Origin of the sequence: Nocardioides albertanoniae, assembly GCF_006716315.1 — a bacterium.
In the GTDB taxonomy this organism is placed as follows: Bacteria; Actinomycetota; Actinomycetes; order Propionibacteriales; family Nocardioidaceae; genus Nocardioides; species Nocardioides albertanoniae.
This window is the reverse complement of record NZ_VFOV01000001.1, coordinates 4,245,565-4,266,929: the sequence shown is the minus strand read 5'-3', so window position 1 is coordinate 4,266,929 and position 21,365 is coordinate 4,245,565. Positions and strand designations below refer to the sequence as shown.

The window sequence follows — 21,365 nt, the reverse complement described above, 5'->3', positions numbered from 1 at the left end:
GGGTCCAGCCTACGAGGACGGGTAGGTCGCCTTCAGGCTGCCCGCCGAGGCCTGGATCCGGCCGTCCTTGCCGGTGGCCAGGATGCCGTCGGTCTGGGCTCGGCCCTGGACGCCGGCCTTGATCTTGACCTTGCAGGTGGGCTTCTTGGCGGGGCACTTGAAGTCGCCCGACGGCTTGTAGGTGACGGTCAGGCTCTGGTTGGCCGACAGCCCGTCGACGTAAGCGGCGATGTAGGTGCACTTCGGGGTGCCCTTCGGGCAACTGTGCTCGACCTTGCGCCACTCCATCCGGGGCGCGGCCGACCGGCCACAGAGCTTGGCCGGCTCGCCGGTGCGGACGGTGCCCCAGGCGTACGTCACCTTGGTGGTCGCCTGCACGCAGGCCTCGGCGTCGCCCTTGGCGACCGGCAGCGTGTAGGTGAGCTCGGGGTCCTCGCCGGAGGTCGGCTCGGCGCCGCCGTCGTCGATCGAGGCGACCCCGGCGGTGACCACGGGCGCGGTGACGGCCACGGTGACCTCGCGATAGCCGGACGAGGCCCTGCCGGTGGGTGCCTCGGGCGTGCGGGCGTAGCAGCCGTCGAGGGCGGTGGTGGCGGTGGTGTTCTCCGCGGCGACGTCCTCGTCGGTCAGACGGAGGCTGGTGACCGCGAGCACCCCGGCGATCGCCGGCCGGCCGACCTCCGCCAGACATGCGGAGTCCTCGAGCGTCCAGGCCCCGGCGACCTGGCCGGCCCAGCTGCTCGCTCCGACGCCGTCGGCGCAGTCGAGCACCTCGGTGTACCACTGCTTCGCCAGTGCCGAGGGCCACTCGCCGGTGTAGCTGAAGCCGCTGCCCGTGCGGGTGACGACCCCGGCGTCGAGGAGCCCGGTGCTCCCCTGGTCGCGCACGAGCGACTCGGACGCGCAGCGCAGCTGCTCGGGGTCGGCCCAGGTCGGGGTGTCACCGGCGAGCGTGAGCGTGCGTGCCATCGCCTTCTCGTCACCACGCAGCGGCCCGACCTGGCCGGTGGCGTACGCCCACGCCCCGACCGCGGCCACGGCCACCAGCGCTACGACGCAGAGGATCAGCAGCCAGCGCAGCACCGTGCGTACGAACCGAGCCCGGCCACGCCGCCGACGCGGCAACGGCGGTAGCCCGAGCCGGCGGCGACGGGCCTCCTCGGCCGCCACGTAGGCGAGCTCGGTGGGCGTGGGCTGCTGCTGAGCGGTGTTTCCGGGATCGGACATCTCACTCTTCCTCGAGACAGGTTCAGCGAGGATCGTAGAGGGTGACCGCTCCGGCGCGCTCGGCCGCTCCTGGAAAGGTGGAGATGAGAGCTATGACGAGAAATATGTTCATATGAGCGATAATCTGGTCATATGAACCTGGGACAGCCATTCGGCGGTGTCATCCCTGGTGCCAGGGGCGCTGCGCTGGCAGCGCTTCTCCGCACCGGCGAGCCGATGACGGGTCGCCAGGTGCACGGCGTCCTTGAGGGTCACAGCTTGGGCTCGGTCCAGGAGGCGCTCAGGGCGTGGGAGCGGCTCGGTGTCATCGAGTCGCGGGCCGTCGGCCGTGCGTACGTGTATCGAGTCGTGGAGTCGCATGCCGCCATCGCGCCGCTGCGCGCGCTGCTCGACCCGCTCTCAGCACTGACGGAGATCGTGAACGCGTCGGTGACCGACGACGTCGAGTCGGTGATCCTCTTCGGTTCGGTCGCGCGAGGCGAGGCAACCGTTGAGAGCGACATCGACCTCGCCGTGATCGCCGGAGGGTGCTGGGACCAGCGCGCGGACCTGCAGGAGGCGGTCACGGCGGCGCTCGGCAACGACTGCGACGTGCTGGTCTTCACGCCCGACGCCTTCGCCGACGCGCTCGCCACTGGTGAATCGGTCGCTGCGGACATCGTCAGGGACGGGGTCGCCCTCGTCGGCAGCAAGCCGCGACGGCGCTACAAGAAGGTTTCCTGATGGTCACCGCCGAGCAGCGCAACCACGCCAAAGCGTTCCTGCAGAAGGCCGAAGAGTACGTCGAGTCAGCCGAGGACAACGTCGACCTCGAGCGCTTCACACCTGCCGCAGGTGACGCGATCCATGCCGGAATCAGCGCCAAGGACGCGATCGCCACCTCGTTGTCAGGCGCTACGGGCAAGACGAAGGATCACGCGAGAGCCGCCAAAGAGCTCGCCGAGGCACTGGGCGCGCGGGCTGAAGCGAAATCCGCCGACCGTGCCTTGCGCGAGCTTGTCGCCGCCAGAGGCGACGTCGAGTACGGCGTCGGACTCGTCAGCGCGCCCAAAGCTGAAACCCTCGTGCGCCGTGCGCGCCTGCTGGTCGACCTCGCAGTCTCGATCGTTCGACTCGGCCGCTGACCGGGCTCTCACCGATCTCCGTACAACGTCGTGCGCTCACGTACGTCCCGGCCGATGCCCGCGCCGATCTCCTCGAGCTCGGCGACGGTCTTGGCGGAGCCGTGCTCGGAGCCGGCCATGCGGGAGATGGTCTCCTCCATCAGGGTGCCGCCGAGGTCGTTGGCGCCGGCTCGGAGCATCGCTCGGGTGCCGTCGATGCCGAGCTTGACCCAGCTCGTCTGGATGTTGTCGATGCGGCCGTGGAGCATGATCCGCGCGAGGGCGTGCACGGCGAGGTTGTCGCGCATGGTCGGACCGGGGCGGGCGGCGCCGGCCAGGTAGATCGGGGCGCTGGTGTGCACGAACGGCAGCGGCACGAACTCGGTGAGGCCGGCGTTGCCGTGCTCGCGCGCCTGGTCCTGGATCCCGGCGAGCACGCGCAGGTGACCGACCCAGTGGCGCGGGTTGTCGACGTGGCCGTACATCATCGTCGACGTCGTCGGGATGCCGACCCGGTGGGCGGTGGAGATGATCTCGATCCAGGTCTTCGCGGGCAGCTTGCCCTTGGTCAGCACCCAGCGCACCTCGTCGTCGAGGATCTCCGCGGCCGTGCCCGGGAGCGAGCCGAGACCGGACTCGCGCACCTTGATCAGGAAGTCCTCGATCGAGAGGCCGGTGCGCGAGGTGCCGTTGACGATCTCCATCGGGCTGAACGCGTGCACGTGCATCTCCGGCACGCGCTGCTTCACGGCCTGCACGAGATCGAAGTAGGCCGTCGACGGCAGCTCGGGGTCGATCCCGCCCTGCATGCACACCTCCGTGGCACCCAGGTCCCATGCCTCCTCGGCGCGGTCGGCGACCTGGTCGAGATCGAGTGAGTACGCATCGGCGTCGGTGCGTCGCTGGGCGAAGGCGCAGAACCGGCAGCCGACGTAGCAGACGTTGGTGAAGTTGATGTTGCGGTTGACGACGTAGGTCACGGTGTCGCCGTTGACCTCTTTGCGCAGTTCATCGGCAAGTTTGGTGACCTGGCGCAGGAGGTCGCCCTCGGCGGTCATCAGCGTCAGCGCGTGCTCGTCGGAGAGGTTGCCGGGGTCCTTCTCGGCGGCGGCGAGAGCGGCGCCACCCTCCGCGTGGAGCACGGCGGGAGCACCGGTCGCACTGGCCGCCTCGCGCACGGCGTCCCAGTCGCCGTAGACCGTCTCGAAGTCGTCACGTCGGTCGTGGGTGCGGCCCTCGGTGTCGACGGAGGCGTGCAGGTCGGTCCGGCCGGCGGCGGTGAAGCCACCGTCGGGCTCCTGCCACGGGCGGCCCTCGGGGCGTACGCCGTCACGGGCCAGCCCGTCCTCGTCGGCGAGCGCCTCGACGTGCGAGAGCACCCGCGGGTCGATCCAGGCCTGGCCGTCGCGCAGGGTGCCGGCGACGTACTCGGGGTGGACGGTCAGCCGCGGCCGCAGCGTGAAGCCGGCCTCCGCGGTCACCTGACGCAGCGCGTCCAGCGAGGGCCAGGGGCGCTCGGGGTTGACGTGGTCGGGAGTGAGCGGCGAGACACCGCCCCAGTCGTCGATGCCGGCGCCGAGCAGGGCACGACACTCGTCGAGGTCGACCAGGTTGGGCGGCGCCTGCACGCGCGCCTTGGGGCCGAGCACGATCCGGGTCACCGCGATCGCGGCCAGGTATTCGTCGAGCCCGAGGTCGTCGGCGTGGCGCATCGCCGTCGACGGCTTCGCCCGGAAGTTCTGCACGATGATCTCCTGCAGCCCGGCGTACGCCTTGTGCACCTTGCGCAGCGCGAAGATCGTCTCCGCGCGCTCGGTGAGCGTCTCGCCGATGCCGACGAGGAGCCCGCTGGTGAACGGGATCGAGAGTCGGCCGGCGTCCTCGAGCACGCGCAGGCGCAGGTCGGGGTCCTTGTCGGGGGAGCCGTAGTGAGCCTCGCCCTTCGTCTCGAAGAGCCGACGCGACGTGGTCTCGAGCATCATCCCCATCGAGGGGGAGACGGGCTTGAGCCGGTTCATCTCCTCCCACGACATCACCCCCGGGTTGAGGTGGGGGAGCAGGCCGGTCTCCTCGAGCACCCGGATCGCCATCGCGCGCACGTAGTCGAGCGTCGACCCGTAGCCGCGGCTCTCCAGCCAGTCGCGGGCCTCGGGCCAGCGGTCCTCCGGCCGGTCGCCGAGGGTGAACAGCGCCTCCAGGCAGCCCAGCTTCGCACCCTCGGCGGCGATCTCGACGATCTCGTCGGGGCTCAGGAAGGGCTCGCGACCATCACGCGCGGCCTGCCCCGGCGTCTCCACGAAGGTGCAGTAGTGGCACCTGTCGCGGCACAGCTTGGTGACCGGGATGAACACCTTCGGTGAGTACGTCACCGCCGCAGGTCTCTGCGCCGCGACCAGCCCGGCGTCGCGTACCTTCGCCGCCGCGGCGGTGAGGCGTGCGAGGTCGTCGCCGCCGGCCGCGAGGAGGGCGGAAGCCTCCGCGACGTCCAGGGCTGCGCCACGCTCGGCCCGGGCCAGCGCCCGGCGGATCTGCTGCGGTGTCGGCTGCTCGCTCATCACCAAGCAGCCTAGTAGGCGCCTGCTAGTTGTCGATCTGGGCGCTCGCTCCAGGCGCGGTCGCGACGAACTTCGCGTTCCAGTCCTGCGGACCCGACCAGTTGATGATCGCGCCCTTGCCCTCACCGTCGGGCGTGCCCGGCCAGGTGCACTTCTTGGAACCGCAGCCCTTGCCGTTCATCGTGAGCTTCACGTTGAACTTCTTGCCCGGCTGGAAACCCTCGAAGTTGAGCTGCCAGGTGTTGCAGTCGATCTTCTGCGAGATGTAGGCCTTGTCGGTGCACTTGTCCTGCTTGACCCACTCGAGCTTCTTCGGCTCGGCCTTGCCGCAGGACTCGCCCTTGGTGGCCTTCTCGGTGCCCCAGGCGAAGGTGACCGTGGTGTTGACCGCGATGCAGCCCTCGACGCCACCCTCGGCGACGGGGAGCTCGTAGGAGGTGCCCTTGAGCTTCTCGAAGCTCGTGCTGCCCTTCTTGGCGATCTGGATGTCGGACTTGCCGCCCGGGGCGGTCGGGTCCTGCACGTCGAAGTCGACCTGCATGTAGGAGGCCTTGGGTGTCACCTCGGCGCCGAGGGCGTCGGCCTTGACGTAGCAGGCGTCGAGCGCCTTCACGGCCTTCTCCTTGGCCGGCCCGGCGGCACCGGGGTCGGACTTCTCGAGGAGGTTGCTGACCGCGATCAGGCCGGCCATGGAGGTCTTGTCGACCTCCTTCTCCATGCAGCGGGTGTCGCCGACCTTCCAGCTGTCGCCGATCTCGGTCGACCAGGACTCGGTGCAGTCGAGGAGGCCCTGGGAGAAGTTCATCGCATCGTCGGCGGGCCAGTCGCCGGTGTAGGACCACTCGTCGCCCGAGTCGACGACCCCGTGGGAGCGCAGCTCGGAGGCCGGAACCTTCTCGACCAGGCTCTCCGCCGCACAGGTCATCTGGTCTTCGCCGGCCCAGTCGGGCTTGGGTACGCCGCTGGCGATCGCCTCGGCCGCCTTGGCGTCGTCCCCGTGGAGACCGAAGATGCCGAAGCCCTGGGTGAAGATGCCGGCGCCGATGAGCACGACGGCGGCCACGCCGCCGCCGATCATGGCGTAGAGCTTCTTCTTGTCGCCGCCCTGGCCGTCGCCGGTGTGATGGGACGGCAGCCACTCGGGCTTGCCGCCGCCCGAACCGCCGGCTGCAGCACCCGCGGCTCCCGCCGCTCCTGCGCCGGCTGCGGCACCTGCCAGGGGCATGCCCTTGCCGCTGTGCACGACGGTGGAGTCGGTCTCGTTGGCGGCCGGGGCAGGGCTGGGAGTGCTCTCGCCGGGGCGCTTGACGATCGTCGGCTGGGCCTCGGCCTCGTGCACACCGCTGCCGCCGGTGTTCCCGCCCGAGGTGCCTCCGCCGGTGTCTCCACCCGAGGTGCCGCCCGAGGTGGTGTCGTAGCCGACACCGGGACGTGAACCGAGGTCGGCGCCGCCTGTGCCGGCTGCGGCGGCGAAGCCGCCGCCCAGGCCGGCCTCCTCGAGCCGGTCTGCGGCCTTGTCGAGCGCCTTGGCGAGCTGGGAGGCGGTCTGGAAGCGGTTCTCCGGCTTCTTCGCGAGCGCCTTCTGGATGATCGGGTTGATCAGGTCGGCGCCCGGTGTCGAGGCCGGCAGCCGGGGCACCGGGTTGTTGATGTGAGCGCTCATCAGCTCGAAGTCGGTGCCGGTGTAGGGGGCCTTGCCGGTCAGCGCGGCCCACAGCAGGCAGCCGGCGGCGTAGATGTCGCCGGAGGGGGTGGCCTGCTCGCCCAGGTGGCGCTCGGGCGACATGTAGGGCAGCGAGCCGACCACGGAGCCGGCCCGGGTGACGTTGGAGTCGCCCTCGGTCGCGATGCCGAAGTCGGTCAGGTAGGGGACGAGCTCGCCCTCCTGGCGCTCCCAGATCAGCACGTTGGACGGCTTCACGTCGCGGTGGACGACGCCCGCGCGGTGGGCGTCGAAGAGAGCGTCGCTGACGTCGCTGACCAGCCGCAGCGCCTGCACCGTCTCCAGCGGTCCGGTGGTCTTCAGCCAGCCGTGCAGGTCGCCGTCGGGGACGTACTCGGTCACCAGGTAGACGGTGCCCTCGACCTCGCCGTACTCGATGATCTGGACGATGTTGCGCGAGCGGAGCTTGGCCAAGATGTTGGCCTCCCGCTCGAAGCGGGTGATGAAGTCTTTGTCGATGGTGAGCGAGGGCAGCACAAGCTTGAGCGCCACCTTGCGTCGCAGCGCTGGGTCCTTGGCCTGGTAGACGACACCCATGCCACCTTGACCCAGGACCCGCTCGATCACGTAGCGACCGAACTGCTCGCCTTCCTGGGGGAACGCAACCATCTTTATTGACCTCGCCCTGATCTACTACCCGTTTCCAGATCTCTGCCGAAACCCTAGCCTCCCGGTCACGATCCGTGTGCGGCAACCCACGGTCGTGACCTTTTAGTTGGCTGGGTTTGATCGGCGCTTCATGCTCCGATCGCCGATCAGTTCGGCAGCACCGCCGTCAGCCCGTCGACCTCGGCGGTGAACCGGTCGTGCCAGCCCTTGGGCGCGGTCCAGCTCGTCCAGGTGCCGCTCGGCCGGGTGACGACCGCGGTGTCCGAGCACGACCCCGACGCCGAGCGGCAGTTGCCGCCCTTGAGCTTGAGGTTGACCTTGACGCTGGAGAAGAGCTGGTAGCCCTCGTAGTGGAGCGTCCAGGAGCTGCACGGGGCGAACTTCGGCTGGGCACAGGACTTGTCCTTCGTCCACCACAGTCGCCGCTCCTTCGCCTTCCCGCAGGACTCGCTCTCGCTGGCCTTCGTCGTGCCCCACGGATAGCTGATCGAGGCCTCGAAGGTCGCGCACCCTTCCTGGCCGCCTTCACGGACGGGGATGTTGATCTTGCCGTCGGTGACCGGCTTCCACTCCGAGCTGTCGGCCGACCTCGCGCGCAGCGCCACCTCGCTGCCGTCGACGGACGGCGCCTTGACGGCGAAGTCCACTCCCAGCACGGCGGGCGTCGCCGTCGCCGACGGCGCGGAGAGCTCGTCGCTGACGTAGCACTCGTCGAGCTCCTTGACGGCCTTCGAGGCCTGCTTGTCGGCCTTGGCGTCGGCGACCTTCATGTCGCGGGTGGTGATCAGCCCGGCCATAGCCGCCTCGTCGACGTCGCCGAGGCAGCCGGTGTCGTCGAGCGCCCACTCCTTGCCGATGGCCTTGCTCCAGTCGCCGGAGCAGGAGAGCAGCCCTGCGGCGTACGTCGTCGCCTGCTGTCCCTTCCAGTCGCCGGTGTAGGCCACCGACTCACCGGAGGTCTTGATCAGGCCGGCCTTGGTCAAGCCGTCGGTGCGCTCGTCCCTGACCAGCTCTTCCGCGGCGCAGGTGGAGTCGCCGGCCGACGCCCAGCCCGGCTTGGGCGCGTCCGCGGCGATCGCGGTCACGGCCTTCTGGTCCTCCGCGCTCAGCGGGCCGAACCCGAGGCGTCCGGTGAAGAACGCCCAGGCTCCGGTGCCGAGCAGCGCGACGAGCACGACCGCGCCGGCGGCACCCAGCCCGATCAGCAGACCCAGGTTCTTCTTCTTCGGCTGGTGGTGCGGCGGAAGCCCGTAGGCGGTTCCGTACGCACCACCGGTTGCCGCAGGCATCGCGGTCGTGGCCGGCGGAGGCGGGGGCGGCGGAGCCCACGACGGTGTCGACGATGGCGGAGTCGACGGCGGCGGTGAGGAGGGAGGGGGCGAGGACGGCGGGGGCGAGGACGGCGGGGGCGATGACGAGGCCGGCGGCTGCTCCGAGGGCGGGGGAGGCGGCGGGGTGGGACCGTTCCCCGGGATCCGTGTCGCGTCGGGATCCACGGGGTTCGCCGGGTCGGCCGGAGGCGGTGTGGGCCGCGGCGTGCCTGGTCTGGTCTTGTCCTGGTCGTCTGGCCCCATGTCGCGTGCCCCGCATGTCAGTGAAGTGGACAGCCCGGGCCGAACGACCCGAGTCGTATGCACATAGTAAAGACACCCGGCGGTTTCGGGAGACCGTAAATCAGTATTCGTCCGGTCGGCGGGGTCTCGGACGGCCCTGCGGTGGGTAGGGCCGGGGGTTCGGCCGAGGGTAGGGCTGCCGGCCGGGCTGCGGTGGGCGCCCCGGCGGCGGCCCGGGGCGCGAGTAACGCGGCGGCATCGGACGACCCTGCATCGGGCGCGGCTGGGGCTGCCCGGGCTGTGTCGGACGGGACTGGAGCTGACGGTTCGGCGCCCGACGCGGCGGCATCGGCGCACCCGGATATCCCGGGGCAGCCGCACGGCCGGCGCCGACCACGTCGCCCGGCCCGCCGCGGCGCGGCGAACGAACGTTCGTCCGCCGCGCCAGACCGCTGGGCCACCAGATGATGTCGCCGAGGTCGAGATTGATGGCGGTGACCAGGATGGAACGTACGACCAGGGTGTCGAGGAGCACGCCGAGGGCGATCGCGAGGCCGATCTCGATGAAGCTCACGTGCGGCATCGTGGTGAGCACGGCGAACGTGGAGGCCAGCACGATGCCGGCGCTGGTGATGACGCCACCGGTGGCCGAGAGCGCCACCAAGGACGCACGCCGGGTGTCGCCGTGCTCGACCGTCTCCTCGCGCACCCGGTGCATCAAGAAGATGTTGTAGTCGATGCCGAGCGCGACCAGGAACACGAAGACGAACAGCGGGAACTCCCGGCCCTCGCCGGCGAACCCCATCGCATCGAAGATGACCGCCGAGATCCCCAGCGCGGCACCGAAGCTGAGCACGACCGTGGCCATCAGCAGCAGCGGGGAGAGGATCGAGCGGAGCAGGATCATCAAGATGATCAGCACCAGACCCAGCACCAACGGCATCACGACCTTGGTGTCACGGTCGGTGGCAGCGGCCATGTCGAGCTGGATCGCCGCGGTGCCGGCGGCGAGAGCGTCGGCGCCGTCGACGGAGTGGATGACGCTGCGTACGTCCTCGACGGTGTCGAAGGACTTGTCGGACATCGGGTCGGTGGTCAGCGGCACCGCGGTCACCGCGACCTCGTGCGACCCGTCGGTGACCGGCTGCACACCCTTGTAGCCGGCCTTGGTCAGAGCCGTCACGACGTCCTTCTCGGTGCCCTTGTTCGAGACGACCTGGATCGGGTTGGACGGGTCGCTGAGGTCGTGCTTCTCGAGCACCCGGTCGCCGACCAGCGAGGGGAAGTCCTTGGTGTAGGTCTCCGAGCTGTCCAACGTGGTGATGTTGAGCATCGAGAGTCCGGCGCAGCAGGCCAGCAGGGCCGCCGCGGTGCCGATCCAGACCTTGCGCGGGCGCCGACGGATCCAGCTGCCGAGCCTGGTCCAGATGCCGCCGTGGCGCTCGCCGGAGGTGCCGTACGCCGGTTTGACCGGCCAGAACACCCAACGACCGGTGATCACCAGCAGCGCCGGGAGCAGGGTCAGCATGACGACGAGACCGGCCACGATGCCGATCGCGCAGACGGGGCCGAGGCTGGCGGTCGAGCCCATGGTCGCGACCATCAGGCCGAGCATGCCGACGGTGACTGTGCCGGCCGAGGCGATGATCGCGGGGGCCGATCCGCGCAGCGCGGCGGCCATCGCCTTGTGCCGGTCCCGGTGGCGACCCAGCTCCTCGCGATATCTGGCGATGAGGAGCAGGGCGTAGTCGGTGCCGGCGCCGAAGACGAGCACATCGAGGATCGCCCGGTTCATCTGGTTGAGGGTGAGCCCGGCGTACATCGCGCACAGATAGACCACGCCCATCGACACGACCAGCGCGACCAGCACCGAGACCAGCGGGAGGAACCACAGCACCGGACTTCGGTAGGTGATCAGCAGGATCACGATGACCACGCCCGCGGCGGCGTAGAGCAGCGCGCCGCCGATGCCGGCGCCGGCCTCCATCTGGTCGGCGGTCGATCCGCCCTGGCCGCCGATGTAGACGTCGACCCCGTCCATCTTGGTGATCTCGACCAGGTCGTCGCGCAGGTCGAGCAGCGCGGTCGGGTCCTCGTCGGCGTAGTTGACGACGAGCGAGACCGTGGCGACCTCGCCGTCGGGGGAGACCAGGCCCTGTTTCTGGCCCTTCTTCTCCCCGACCGGGTAGGCGATCGCCGGCATCACCGGCTGGTCGGGCTTGCTCTCCTGGGTGACGACGCCGTCCAACGAGGCGATCTCGGGGATCTGCAGCACGAGGTCGGTGTAGTCGGACTTCGTCAGCCCACCGTCGCGGTGGTAGACGATCGTCGTGGTCAGGTCGTCGGGGTCCTGCACCTTGGCGAGCTCGTCGATCGCCTGGGTCGACTCGGCGTTGGCCGGGAGCCAGTCGGAGTTGTCGTGGGACTCGACGTCGCTGAGCTTGCCGGTCAGCGGGCCCATCAGGACCAGCATCACCAGCCAGAATCCCAGCACCACCCATTTGGTGACGGGTCCGGTGATGAAAGCCACGATCTTGGCGCCGATCCCCTCAGACATGCGTCAATGCAACTATGCCCATGGGGGCAGTGTCACAGCGGGAGGGCCCGAATCGGCTCTGGTGTTAGTGACCTCACAGCCCGAGCCGGCCGGCGCAGCGGTGATCAGGTCAGTCGGAATCAGGCCAGTCGTGATCAGGCCAGCCACTCCTTGACCTGACCGATCGCCGCGGGCGCGTCGGTGCCGAAGGCGGGGGTGACCTGCAGGCTGGTGACGCCGGCCTCCTTGAAGGCCGCGATCCGCTCCTTGACGAACGACTCCGGCCCGACCAGGTTGCCGGCCTCGAGCCAGGCCTCGGGCACCTCGGCCTCGGCGTCGCGCTTGTGGCCGTCGAGGTAGAGATCCTGGATCTTCTTGGCGGCGTCGCCGAAGCCGTACTTCACGGCCATGTCGTTGTAGAAGTTCTTGCCACGCGCCCCCATGCCACCGACGTACAGCGCCAGCAGGCCGCGCATCGTGTCTCGGTGACGCTTGGCCTCGTCGGGGTCGTCGGTGATCGCGAGCAGGCCGCCGGCGGAGATCTCCAGCGGCTTCAGGTCGGCCGAGCGCTTGGCGAGCCCCTTGTCGATCGCCTCGCCCCACACGTCGCGAGCCTTGTCGGGCAGGAACTGGAACGGCAGCCAGCCGTCGGCGACCTCGGCGGTCATCGCGACGTTCTTGTCGCCCAGCGCGGCCACCCAGATCGGGGTGTCGGCACGCTCCGGCCGGTTGAGCAGCTTGAGCGGCTTGCCGAGCCCGGTGCCCTGGTCGGCCGGCAGCGGGAGCTTGTAGAGCCCGTCGCTCTGCAGGCGCTCGCCGCGCAGCCCGGCGCGCAGCAGCGCGATGATCTCGCGGGTGCGCGTCAACGGCTTGTCGTACGCCACCCCGTGGAAGCCCTCGATGACCTGCGGTCCGCTCGCGCCGAGGCCGAGGATCGCGCGACCTTCGGAGACGTTGTCGAGGCCGGCCGCGGTCTGGAGCAGCGCCCCCGGCGTACGGCTGTAGATGTTGAGGATGCCCGAGCCGAGCTCGACCCGCTCGGTCTTCGCCGCCAGGTAGCCGAGCAGGGAGACCGCGTCGAAGCCGTAGGGCTCGGCGACCCAGAGCTGGTCGAGTCCGGCCTTCTCCAGGTCGACGACCTGGTCGGCGGTCTCGCGTGGGTTGCCGAAGTAGGTCAAGGGCATCGCAAGCTTCATGAGGGGGAGGCTACCGTGGGCGCGTGACGGAGATCAGGTTCGGATACAAGGCGTCCAACGAGCAGTTCGCACCCACGGAGCTGCTGAACTACGGCGTGATGGCGGAGGAGCAGGGTTTCGACTCGGTCTTCATCTCCGACCATCTCCAGCCGTGGCGACACGACGGTGGGCACGCGCCGTTCGCGATGACCTGGCTGGGCGCGCTCGGCGCGCGCACGGAGCGGATCGTGATGGGCACCTCGGTGCTCACCCCGACGTTCCGCTACCACCCGGCGATCGTGGCGCAGTCGTTCGCGACCCTCGGCTCGCTCTTCCCCGACCGCGTCGTGCTCGGCATGGGCACCGGTGAGGCGATGAACGAGGCGCCGCTGGGTGTCGAGTGGCCGGAGGGCAAGGTGCGGTTCGCGCGGTTCCGCGAGGCCGTACGCGTCATCAAGAAGCTCTGGTCCGAGGACCGGGTCACCTTCGAGGGCGACTACTACCAGCTCGACCGGGCGACCATCTACGACAAGCCCGAGAACCCGGTGCCGATCTACCTGGCCGGTTCGGGCCCGGCCGCCACGAAGTACGCCGGCCGCGCCGGTGACGGCTACATCACCACCTCCGGCAAGGGCGCCGAACTCTACACCGACACGCTGCTCCCCGCCGTACGCAACGGCATCGAGCTCTCCGAGCGCAAGCCCGAAGACGTCGACATGATGATCGAGGTCAAGGTCTCCTTCGACCACGACCTGGAGCAGGCCATGGAGGCGACCCGCTTCTGGGGCGCCCTCGGGCTCACCCCGGAGCAGAAGCACTCCGTCGAGGACCCGGTCGAGATGCAGCGTCTCGCCGACGCGCTGCCGACCGAGGCGACCGCGAAGCGGTTCATCGTCTCCACCGATCCCGACGAGCACGTCGCCCGGATCAAGGAGTATCTCGACATGGGCTTCACCCACCTCGTCTTCCACGCCCCGGGGCCGGACCAGGCGAAGTTCCTCAAGCTCTATGGTGAGGAGATCCTCCCCAAGCTCCGCGCGCTGGGCTGACCTTCTGGGTTGATCAGTTGCACGGACCAAGGGCCGCAGAGTAGCCAGGACCCCGGCTCGGGAATCGTCAGCCGGGGCCCTGGGAGGACCGCCCCACACCCGTCCTACGTCGCCTGGATCGATTGCGTTGCACTCGTTTGTGATTGCTTGAGAAATTCGCTCGGACCTGGCCCGCAACGCCTCTACGCTCGCCAGGCATGAGCCAGATGACCGACCCGTTCGTCGACGCGGCCGAGAAGCACCGGCGCGAGCTGAGGGTGCACTGCTACCGGATGGTGGCGAGCTTCGACGAAGCCGAGGACCTGGTGCAGGAGACCCTGGTCAAGGCATGGGAGCGGCGCGACCAGCTCACCGACCCCGAGGCGTTGCGCGCGTGGCTGTATCGGATCGCGACCAACACCTGCCTCGACTTCCTGCGTCGCAACGAGCGCCGGCCCAGGACGTACGCCCCGCTGCTGGGGTTCGACCACGGCACCGGTGAGCCCCCGGAGCTGCTGGAATGGCTGCAGCCTTTCCCGGACGCCCTGCTGGAGCCGGAGCGGCCGGAGGAGGAGGCGGTCGCGCGGGAGACGATCGAGCTGGTCTTCCTGACCGCGATCCAGCACCTGACCCCGCAGCAGCGGGCGGTCTTCGTCTTCCGCGAGGTGCTCGGCTGGTCGGCGGCGGATACGGCGGCTGCTCTCGACGTCAGCGTCGCCACGGTCAACTCGCTGCTGCAGCGGGCCAAGCCGGCGTTGCGCCGGCATCTGCCCGAGGACCGGTCGAGCTGGCGCACCGAGGGGCCGACCGAGGAGGAGCGCAAGGTCATCGACGCCTACATCGCTGCGGGGGCGAGCAGCTGGCGTGAGGGCATCGCCGACCTGCTGACCAGCGACGCGGTGCTGACGATGCCGCCGAACCCGTTCTGGTTCTCCACCCGGGACGCGCTGGTGTCGTTCGTGCTGCCCAACCTGGATCCGTCGTCGCCGACCTACCTGGGCGAATGGAAGTTCATCCCGGCACGGGCCAACCGGATGCCGGCGGTCGCGGGCTACGTACGCCGCCCGGGGACCACGGTCTTCCGTCCGCAGGTGCTCGACGTGCTCCGGGTCGTGGACGGCAGGGTCGCTCAGATCACCACGTTCGAGCCGCATCTCTTCCCGGCCTTCGGGCTTCCGCAGGCGCTGACCTGAAAAAGTTTTCCGGGGACCGATGAGTCGACGGCGCGGCGTACGTCCTAACGAGCAGATCACGCACAACGGGTGCGTGCGGAGAGCTCAGGAGACATCATGTACGCACAGCTTCAGGACCGCACCGCCATCGTCTGGGGCGGCGCGGGCGACATCGGCTCGACCACCGCTGAGACCTTCGCCGAGGCGGGCGCCACGGTCTACCTCGCCGGCCGCACCGAGGCCTCGCTGAAGGCGAAGGCCGCCGAGGTCGGCGCCGCCGGCTACGGCGTGGTCGACGTCCTCGACGAGGACGCCGTGGTCGCCTTCGTGGAGCGGGTCGTCGCCGAGACCGGCTCGCTCGACATCTCGTTCAACGTCGCCGACCGCGGCGACATCCAGGGCCAGGCGCTGCTGGAGATCTCGGCCGCCGACTACACCCAGCCGGTCGTACGCGGCATCGCCGGTTCCTTCCACACCGCCCGCGCTGCCGCCCGGCAGATGGTGGCCCAGGGCCGTGGCGTCATCCTCGCCCTCGACTCCGGCTCCGCGCGGGGCTCGGCGCCGGGCATGGGCGGCACCAGCGCCGCCGACGGCGCGCTCGACGCACTCGTGCGCGACCTGGCCGCGGAGGCCGGGCCCTCCGGCGTACGCGTCGTGGGGATCTGGACCGCCGGGATCACCGAGACCTTCACCGCGGAGAAGTTCGAGCGCACCCTCGGCACGCGGCTCCCGGAGGAGGCTCTGGAGGGGATCAAGGAGAACCTCGACGGGATGCGGATGACCAAGCGGTCGCCGCGGCTGGGGGAGGTCGCCGACACCGCCACCTTCCTCGCCTCCGACAGCGCCGGCGCCATCACCGGCACCTGGCTCAACGTGAGCAGCGGGATGTACCCGAGCTGAGCCAGTACCCGGGCCCGGTCAGGTGCGCCAGGAGTCCCAGAGCCGCGCGTAGGACCCACGAGCGGCGACCAGTTCGTCGTGGGGGCCGAACTCGGTGATCCGGCCGTCCTCGACCCCGGCGACCTGCTGGGCCTGTGGCGCGGTCAGGGCGCGGCCCCCGGAGCCGACCTCGGTGTCGAGGCCGTCCGGGAGCGCCGCGACCCACTCGCGGGCATCCACCGCGGCCAGCGCGTCGAGCCCCTCGGCGTCGGAGGCTCCCGAGCGGGCCAGGACCACGTTGTCGCGCACGGTGCCCACGAAGACATGATGCTCCTGGGTGACCAGCGCGACGTGGCCGCGGCCGCGAACGGTTTTCCTGACGTCGCAGCCGCGCGGGATAAGGTTCGCGGCATGTCATGGACCAGGGGCGAGGGCCTCCGTGCAGAGCACCGGGAGCGGCTGATCGCCGCCGGCCTGGCGCCGGAGGTGCTCGTCGGGCTCGAGCTGAGCGAGATCACCGGGCCGCTGCCGGAGTGGTGGCACGAGGGTGGCAACGCGATCTACGTACGCGACGGGTTCCCGCTCGCCGAGCGGCTGATCGAGCTGCTCGGTTTCTACCCGTTCTCCGACGCCCTGATCGTGGTCGCCACCGACATCACCTCGATGCAGGCGCTGCTGGTCGGTGGCGACTCCCCGACGATCTTCATCGGCCCCGACACGAGCATGGTCTGGGGTGAGGTCTACTGCGGTGGCGGCTCGGCGGTGATCCTCTCCGGCGGCCTCGTCGCCACCTCCCGCGCCCAGATAGACGCCCGCAACGGCGGCTCGATCGTCGCTGTGGGCGATCAGCTCTGGGCCGCCAACGTCTACGTCGCCACCGACGACATGCACCGCCTCGAGGACGGTGAGACCGGTGAGCGCATCAACCCCTACGGCGCCCACATCCGCTTCGGTGAGCACGTCTGGCTCGGCCGCGACGCGATCGTCACCGGCAACGTCGAGGTCGGCGACGGCGCGGTCGTCGGCATGCGCGCGATGGTGCGCAACCAGAAGATCGAGCCGCGCACCGCCGTCGCCGGAGTGCCCGCCCGGCTCATCCGCGAGAACGTCGTCTGGTCCGGCGACGACACCCCCTGATCAGCGGCTCGATCACCCGAAACCGAACCGTCTGACGCTCGTCACGTCCTATTCACGTTGCGCCCGTCGCCGTGTCGCTGCCGGCACGCACGCTGGGTGTCATGGCAACGGCCCACCGCCCACTTGTGATCGGCCATCGCGGAGCGCCCGGCTACCTGCCGGAGCACTCCCTCGAGTCCTACCGCCTGGCGCTGCGGCTGGGGGTGGATGCGCTCGAGACCGACGTGGTGATGACCAAGGACGGCGTCATGGTGCTCCGCCACGAGAACGAGCTCTCCCGGACGACGGACGTGGCCAGCCACGAGGAGTTCGCGCAGCGGCGTACGACGAAGACGATCAGCGGCAAGAAGTGGACCGGATGGTTCACCGAGGACTTCACCTTCCCCGAGCTGCTCAGCCTCGGCGCGCCGACCGCCGACCAGCCGATCATCACCCTCGACACGCTGCTGCTGCTCGTCGCCGACGAGTCGCGGCGCCGTGGCCGGCGCGTCGGCCTCCACGTGGAGGTCAAGCACCCGACCTACTTCGCCTCCATCGGCCTGCCCATCACCGAGGCCCTCCTGCAGACCCTGGCCGACCACGGCGTCGAGGGCTGGAGCAGCCTCCCGGGCCTGCCCAGCCAGCGGCTGTGGCTGCAGAGCTTCGACGAGGCGTGGGTGCGCGAGATGAGCACCCGCACCGACCTGCCGCTGGTGCAGCTGGTGGACAAGAAGTGGGGTGCGGTCGACTGCGCGGAGATCGCGACGTACGCCCAGGCCATCGGCCCCAAGAAGTCGATGGTGCGCAAGAAGGGCCAGCTCCCGACCGGCCTCGCGGACGAGGCGCACCGCAGCGGCCTCCAGGTCTTCGTGTGGACCCTGAAGGCCGGCCGCGACCAGGCCGTACGCCTCTTCGAGGCCGGCGTCGACGGGGTCTTCAGCGACTATCCCGACCGCCCGGTCGCCGCGCTGCGGGACATCGCCGCTGCGCAGACCGCCTGACGTCGCCTCACTGCCTCCTGAGCAGCGCGGCGAGCAGCCCGACCGAGCCGCCGACGATCCACGGCAGCGGGAGCAGCCAGCGGAGGTCCTCGACGTCGTTGACGACGACCGCGCCGCTCATGATCAGTGCCCAGGCGCCGGCGAAGACCAGGAACGCGATGCCCATGACCAGATGGCCGATGTTGACGGGGTGCCGTCCGGAGCGCTTCTCGGGCTCGGGGGAGTCCTCGTAGCGGGTCGGCGGTGCGTAGTCGTAGCTCATGGGGTGACCACCTCGGTCGAGTCGGTGAACCGTGCGGCTCGGGGGTCGCTCTCGGTGTAGACGTTGATCGCGCCGACGTCGGAGGTGGCGGTCAACCGCAGATCGGCGGCGTCGGCGAGACCGGGCCGGCTGCCTTCCTCGCCGGCGACGCGGGAGCGCTCCATGGTGAACCCGCCGAGGTCGGTGCGTTTCTCGTCGAAGATCTGCGCCTCGCCCAGGGCGCCGACCTTGGCCTCCACCGAGACGGTGGCGTCGTCGGGCACGATCACGGTGATCTCCCCGAAGGAGCTGGTGATCGCGAGATCGCGGCCCTCGAACGTCTTCGGATCGATCGCGCTGGTGTCGAGCACGATGGCACCGACGCCGAACTCGTAGGAGCTCTCCAGGGCGGCGACGCTGCGCGGGTGGGCCTCGATGCTGCTGCCCGTCTCCAGGGTCGAGGGGTCGACCGTCGTGAGCGGGAGCGCGACGAGGGCGATCAGCCCGAGGAAGATCAGCCCGCCGGCCCGCCCCCAGAAGGCGCCCAGCACGAGGAAGCCGCCGAAGACCACCAGCAGCGCCGCCGGATAGGCGCTGTTGGGCACCGGCACCCGGTCGAGCACGTCGAGGAGCCCCAGCACGCCCATCACCAGGGCGGCGACGGCGACGGCACGGCCGAACAGCAGCGGGGGCCGGCGCCGACGGTTGGGCGGGGCGAGCGAGACATGGGGGTCGTAGGAGCCGGGCGCCCACGGGGCCGGCAGGTAGGAGGTGCGCTGGGCGGCGGCAGGGTGGTTGCTCGGGTGGCTGCTCGGATGGCCGGTCGGGTCTCCGACGGGTGCCGAAGCAGCGGCCGGAGCCGCTCCGCGCCGGCGGTCCCGCTTGTCACGCCGGGCGTACCAGAGCGCGATCACGGCGACCACCGCCAGCCAGAACCACGGCACGCCGGTGTCGCCGAAGGCGTCGCTGAGCAGGGAGATCGCCGCGACTCCGCCGGCGATCCAGAGGAAGAGGTTGCGCGCGGGAGGCCCGACCGGGATCACGCCGTCCTCGTGACCGTCCTCGGGCACCAGCAGCCAGACCGCGGCGTAGACGATGCCCCCGGCGCCACCGAAGACCACCGACACGGCCAGCAGCACCCGCACCAGGAGCGGGTCGACGTCGAAGTGGCGTGCGATCCCACCCGCGACGCCGGCGATGTGCCGTCCCTCCGCGGAGGCATGAGTCGTACGTCGCAGCCCACTGAGGTTGCGCAGCTGCTCGCCACTGGGGCGAGGGCGCTCCTCGGCGGCTGGCGCAGGTGGCTCCGGGGTCGGAGGCGGCGGTGCCGCGGGCGGGATCGTCACGTCTCTACTCTGACCCCTCCGTGCGCCGCAGACCATCAGGGACGGCCCTGAGTTCCCAGCGAGTCGGAATCAGGGTGAATCCTCATGGCACGCGCCCCCGCGAGGTGTGACGATGGATGCATCATGACGACAACCCACGCGTCGACGGAGCCCCTCGCTCCGCCGCCACCGCCCCCGGAGCGCTCGGTACGCCGCGCCTACCGCAACACCGACGCGTCGGTGATCGGTGGTGTCGCCGCCGGCCTGGCCGATCACCTGGGGCTGCCGGTGCTGGCCGTGCGTGCGTTCTTCGTGGTGACCGCCGTGTTCAGCGGGTTCGGTGTGCTGCTCTACGCCGCGCTGTGGATCTTCGTGCCCGCCGCCCCGCTGCTCGAGCAGTCCACGCCGGGCGGGGAGAGCGCGACCCGCGGTGGCCGCCGCCCGGGAGCGCGTCAGGGCGGGGTCGACAAGGGTCCCTCGATCGCGCTGCTCGCGCTCGGCTTCGGAGCCGTCGTGCTCTTCGACGCGATGCTCGGTGCCGGTGCGCTGGTCTGGCCGGCGATGCTCGGTGTCGTCGGCGTCGCGCTGCTGTGGCGTCAGGCCGACGCCGCCCAGCGCGAGCGCTGGACCGACGGCAGCGGGCGCCTCGACCTGGTGCGGATGGTCTTCGGCAAGGGTGGCTGGCGCGCCTATCTCCGGGTCAGCGTCGGCGTCGGGCTGATGCTCTTCGCGGTGATCCTCGCCGGCGGCCAGCTCAACTTCGGCAACGGCACCGCGCTGATCCTCGCCGGTCTGATCGTGCTGGGTGCGGGCTTCCTCGTCGTCGGGCCCTGGATGCACCAGCTCGCCAGCGATCTGGGCAGCGAGCGTGAAGAGCGGATCCGGAGCCAGGAGCGCGCCGACATGGCGGCTCACCTGCACGACTCGGTCCTGCAGACCCTCGCGCTGATCCAGCGCAACTCGACCGAGCCCGCGATGGTGCAGAAGCTCGCCCGTGCCCAGGAGCGCGACCTGCGCGAGTGGCTCTTCTCCACCCCGGCCGAGGCCGACGAGACGTTCGCCGCCTCGTTGAAGGCGGCCGCCGCCGAGGTCGAGGACTCCCACGGTGTGACCGTCGACGTGGTGGTGGTCGGTGACGGCCCCTTCGACGAGACCGTGCGTCCCATCGTCGCTGCCGCCCGCGAGGCCGTGACCAATGCGGCCAAGCACGCCGGCACCGGGCGCGTCGACGTCTACGCGGAGGCGACCGATGAGGCGTTCGAGGTCTTCGTCCGCGATCGCGGAGCGGGCTTCGACGTCGACCAGGTCTCCTCCGACCGGCACGGTGTGCGCGACAGCATCATCGACCGGATGTCCCGTCACGGTGGCAGCGCTGTGGTGAGATCGTCACCAGGTGAAGGCACCGAGGTGCGGCTGAAGCAGCCGCGCTCCACCGACTCCATGGGAGAGCAACGATGAGTGAGGTCAAGGTCGTCATCGTCGACGATCACGCGATGTTCCGCACCGGCGTGCGCGCGGAGCTGAGCAGGTCGCCGGTGATCCGGATCGTCGGCGAGGCAGAAGACGTCGACACCGCGGTCAAGGCGATCGGCGAGGGCCGGCCCGACGTGGTGCTGCTCGACGTACATCTTCCTGGGGGTGGCGGCGTCGAGGTGATGCGCAAGGCGCCCGCCGTCGACGGCTCGCCGCGCTATCTGGCGCTGTCGGTCTCCGACGCCGCCGAGGACGTCATCGGCACCATCCGTGGCGGTGCGCGGGGCTACGTCACCAAGACCATCACCGGCGCCGAGCTGGTCGCCGCCATCCAGCGGGTCTCCGGGGGAGACGCGGTCTTCTCGCCGCGCCTGGCCGGGTTCGTGCTCGACGCCTTCGCCGGCACCATCGCGATCGCCGACATCGACGAGGACCTCGACCGTCTCACCGAGCGCGAGCGCGAGGTGATGCGCCTCATCGCCCGCGGCTACTCCTACAAGGAGGTCGCCGGTGAGCTGTTCATCTCGATCAAGACGGTCGAGACCCACATGTCCAACGTGCTGCGCAAGCTGCAGCTCTCGAGCCGCCACGAGCTCACCCGCTGGGCCAACGACCGCCGCCTGCTCTAGGCGGCGGCCGTCGGGCCGGC

General features: G+C 70.2%; 18 protein-coding genes. 9 read left to right on the top strand and 9 right to left on the bottom strand.

Annotation, left to right across the window (positions count from 1 at the left end; genetic code table 11):
• Positions 1-9 precede the first annotated feature (9 nt).
• Positions 10-1,227: a hypothetical protein gene (locus FB381_RS20430; RefSeq protein ID WP_141781976.1), complete on the bottom strand. Its 1,218-nt coding sequence runs from the start codon at positions 1,225-1,227 to the stop codon at positions 10-12.
• Positions 1,228-1,359: 132 nt separating this feature from the next.
• On the opposite strand from FB381_RS20430, the gene FB381_RS20425 reads away from it, so the two are divergent.
• Positions 1,360-1,950: a nucleotidyltransferase domain-containing protein gene (locus FB381_RS20425; RefSeq protein ID WP_141781975.1), complete on the top strand. Its 591-nt coding sequence runs from the start codon at positions 1,360-1,362 to the stop codon at positions 1,948-1,950.
• Positions 1,950-2,351, top strand: coding sequence for a hypothetical protein (locus FB381_RS20420; protein WP_141781974.1), 402 nt, complete (start codon positions 1,950-1,952; stop codon positions 2,349-2,351). The genes FB381_RS20425 and FB381_RS20420 overlap by 1 nt, the downstream gene beginning before the upstream one ends.
• Positions 2,352-2,359: 8 nt before the next feature.
• Here FB381_RS20420 and FB381_RS20415 read toward each other — a convergent pair whose 3' ends face one another.
• The 5 genes from FB381_RS20415 to FB381_RS20395 form a co-directional block, all read right to left on the bottom strand.
• A complete protein-coding gene (locus tag FB381_RS20415) occupies positions 2,360-4,885 on the bottom strand; it encodes a bifunctional FO biosynthesis protein CofGH (protein ID WP_141781973.1) in 2,526 nt (841 codons plus the stop codon).
• A gap of 25 nt (positions 4,886-4,910) precedes the next feature.
• On the bottom strand, positions 4,911-7,217 hold the full coding sequence (locus FB381_RS20410; protein WP_141781972.1) for a serine/threonine protein kinase: 2,307 nt from the start codon (positions 7,215-7,217) through the stop codon (positions 4,911-4,913).
• A gap of 146 nt (positions 7,218-7,363) precedes the next feature.
• The gene (locus tag FB381_RS23980) at positions 7,364-8,506 is read right to left on the bottom strand and encodes a hypothetical protein (protein WP_170225005.1); all 1,143 of its coding nucleotides are present in this window, start codon (positions 8,504-8,506) and stop codon (positions 7,364-7,366) included.
• A 385-nt stretch (positions 8,507-8,891) separates the two neighbouring features.
• Positions 8,892-11,327 carry an MMPL family transporter gene (locus tag FB381_RS20400; RefSeq protein ID WP_246088229.1) on the bottom strand — a complete coding sequence of 812 codons (2,436 nt, stop codon included), beginning with the start codon at positions 11,325-11,327 and terminating at the stop codon, positions 8,892-8,894.
• Positions 11,328-11,461: 134 nt separating this feature from the next.
• Entirely contained in the window at positions 11,462-12,502 is a 1,041-nt protein-coding gene (locus FB381_RS20395) for an LLM class F420-dependent oxidoreductase (RefSeq protein ID WP_141781971.1), read from the bottom strand.
• A 23-nt stretch (positions 12,503-12,525) separates the two neighbouring features.
• Here FB381_RS20395 and fgd point away from each other — a divergent pair, with 23 nt between their 5' ends.
• The 3 genes from fgd to FB381_RS20380 all read left to right on the top strand — a co-directional run bounded on the left by fgd (position 12,526) and on the right by FB381_RS20380 (position 15,581).
• Positions 12,526-13,530, top strand: coding sequence for a glucose-6-phosphate dehydrogenase (coenzyme-F420) (fgd, locus tag FB381_RS20390; RefSeq protein WP_141781970.1), 1,005 nt, complete (start codon positions 12,526-12,528; stop codon positions 13,528-13,530).
• A 197-nt stretch (positions 13,531-13,727) separates the two neighbouring features.
• The gene (locus FB381_RS20385) at positions 13,728-14,702 is read left to right on the top strand and encodes an RNA polymerase subunit sigma-70 (protein ID WP_141781969.1); all 975 of its coding nucleotides are present in this window, start codon (positions 13,728-13,730) and stop codon (positions 14,700-14,702) included.
• Between the two features lie 96 nt (positions 14,703-14,798).
• Complete coding sequence (locus FB381_RS20380; protein ID WP_141781968.1) at positions 14,799-15,581, top strand: SDR family NAD(P)-dependent oxidoreductase; 783 nt, start codon at positions 14,799-14,801, stop codon at positions 15,579-15,581.
• An 18-nt stretch (positions 15,582-15,599) separates the two neighbouring features.
• On the opposite strand, the gene FB381_RS20375 is transcribed toward FB381_RS20380, so the two are convergent.
• Positions 15,600-15,878 (bottom strand): hypothetical protein, encoded by a 279-nt coding sequence (locus tag FB381_RS20375; protein ID WP_246088228.1) that lies wholly within the window; start codon positions 15,876-15,878, stop codon positions 15,600-15,602.
• 93 nt (positions 15,879-15,971) lie between these two features.
• Between FB381_RS20375 and FB381_RS20370 the strand changes: the two genes are divergently transcribed.
• Together FB381_RS20370 and FB381_RS20365 are read left to right on the top strand one after the other, a co-directional pair.
• Entirely contained in the window at positions 15,972-16,697 is a 726-nt protein-coding gene (locus FB381_RS20370; protein WP_170225249.1) for an acyltransferase, read from the top strand.
• A gap of 101 nt (positions 16,698-16,798) precedes the next feature.
• Entirely contained in the window at positions 16,799-17,677 is an 879-nt protein-coding gene (locus tag FB381_RS20365; RefSeq protein ID WP_141781966.1) for a glycerophosphodiester phosphodiesterase family protein, read from the top strand.
• A gap of 7 nt (positions 17,678-17,684) precedes the next feature.
• On the opposite strand, the gene FB381_RS20360 is transcribed toward FB381_RS20365, so the two are convergent.
• Together FB381_RS20360 and FB381_RS20355 are read right to left on the bottom strand one after the other, a co-directional pair.
• Entirely contained in the window at positions 17,685-17,939 is a 255-nt protein-coding gene (locus FB381_RS20360) for a hypothetical protein (protein ID WP_141781965.1), read from the bottom strand.
• Entirely contained in the window at positions 17,936-19,264 is a 1,329-nt protein-coding gene (locus FB381_RS20355) for a PspC domain-containing protein (RefSeq protein ID WP_170225248.1), read from the bottom strand. Before FB381_RS20355 ends, FB381_RS20360 begins: the two co-directional genes overlap by 4 nt.
• A 123-nt stretch (positions 19,265-19,387) precedes the next feature.
• Here FB381_RS20355 and FB381_RS20350 point away from each other — a divergent pair, with 123 nt between their 5' ends.
• Both FB381_RS20350 and FB381_RS20345 read left to right on the top strand, forming a co-directional pair.
• Positions 19,388-20,701 carry an ATP-binding protein gene (locus FB381_RS20350; RefSeq protein WP_141781963.1) on the top strand — a complete coding sequence of 438 codons (1,314 nt, stop codon included), beginning with the start codon at positions 19,388-19,390 and terminating at the stop codon, positions 20,699-20,701.
• Positions 20,698-21,345: a LuxR C-terminal-related transcriptional regulator gene (locus FB381_RS20345; protein ID WP_141781962.1), complete on the top strand. Its 648-nt coding sequence runs from the start codon at positions 20,698-20,700 to the stop codon at positions 21,343-21,345. Before FB381_RS20350 ends, FB381_RS20345 begins: the two co-directional genes overlap by 4 nt.
• Positions 21,346-21,365 lie beyond the last annotated feature (20 nt).

Bases quoted from the DNA above. Each gene is read 5' to 3' on its own strand.
- FB381_RS20430 (WP_141781976.1), bottom strand. From the start codon at position 1,227: ATGTCCGATCCCGGAAACACCGCTCAGCAGCAGCCCACGCCCACCGAG.
- FB381_RS20410 (WP_141781972.1), bottom strand. From the start codon at position 7,217: ATGGTTGCGTTCCCCCAGGAAGGCGAGCAGTTCGGTCGCTACGTGATC.
- FB381_RS20380 (WP_141781968.1), top strand. From the start codon at position 14,799: ATGTACGCACAGCTTCAGGACCGCACCGCCATCGTCTGGGGCGGCGCG.
- FB381_RS20365 (WP_141781966.1), top strand. From the start codon at position 16,799: ATGGCAACGGCCCACCGCCCACTTGTGATCGGCCATCGCGGAGCGCCC.
- FB381_RS20370 (WP_170225249.1), top strand. From the start codon at position 15,972: ATGTCATGGACCAGGGGCGAGGGCCTCCGTGCAGAGCACCGGGAGCGG.
- FB381_RS20345 (WP_141781962.1), top strand. From the start codon at position 20,698: ATGAGTGAGGTCAAGGTCGTCATCGTCGACGATCACGCGATGTTCCGC.
- FB381_RS20385 (WP_141781969.1), top strand. From the start codon at position 13,728: ATGAGCCAGATGACCGACCCGTTCGTCGACGCGGCCGAGAAGCACCGG.
- FB381_RS23980 (WP_170225005.1), bottom strand. From the start codon at position 8,506: ATGCCTGCGGCAACCGGTGGTGCGTACGGAACCGCCTACGGGCTTCCG.
- FB381_RS20350 (WP_141781963.1), top strand. From the start codon at position 19,388: ATGACGACAACCCACGCGTCGACGGAGCCCCTCGCTCCGCCGCCACCG.
- FB381_RS20425 (WP_141781975.1), top strand. From the start codon at position 1,360: ATGAACCTGGGACAGCCATTCGGCGGTGTCATCCCTGGTGCCAGGGGC.
- FB381_RS20395 (WP_141781971.1), bottom strand. From the start codon at position 12,502: ATGAAGCTTGCGATGCCCTTGACCTACTTCGGCAACCCACGCGAGACC.
- FB381_RS20400 (WP_246088229.1), bottom strand. From the start codon at position 11,327: ATGTCTGAGGGGATCGGCGCCAAGATCGTGGCTTTCATCACCGGACCC.
- FB381_RS20360 (WP_141781965.1), bottom strand. From the start codon at position 17,939: ATGAGCTACGACTACGCACCGCCGACCCGCTACGAGGACTCCCCCGAG.
- FB381_RS20420 (WP_141781974.1), top strand. From the start codon at position 1,950: ATGGTCACCGCCGAGCAGCGCAACCACGCCAAAGCGTTCCTGCAGAAG.
- FB381_RS20415 (WP_141781973.1), bottom strand. From the start codon at position 4,885: ATGAGCGAGCAGCCGACACCGCAGCAGATCCGCCGGGCGCTGGCCCGG.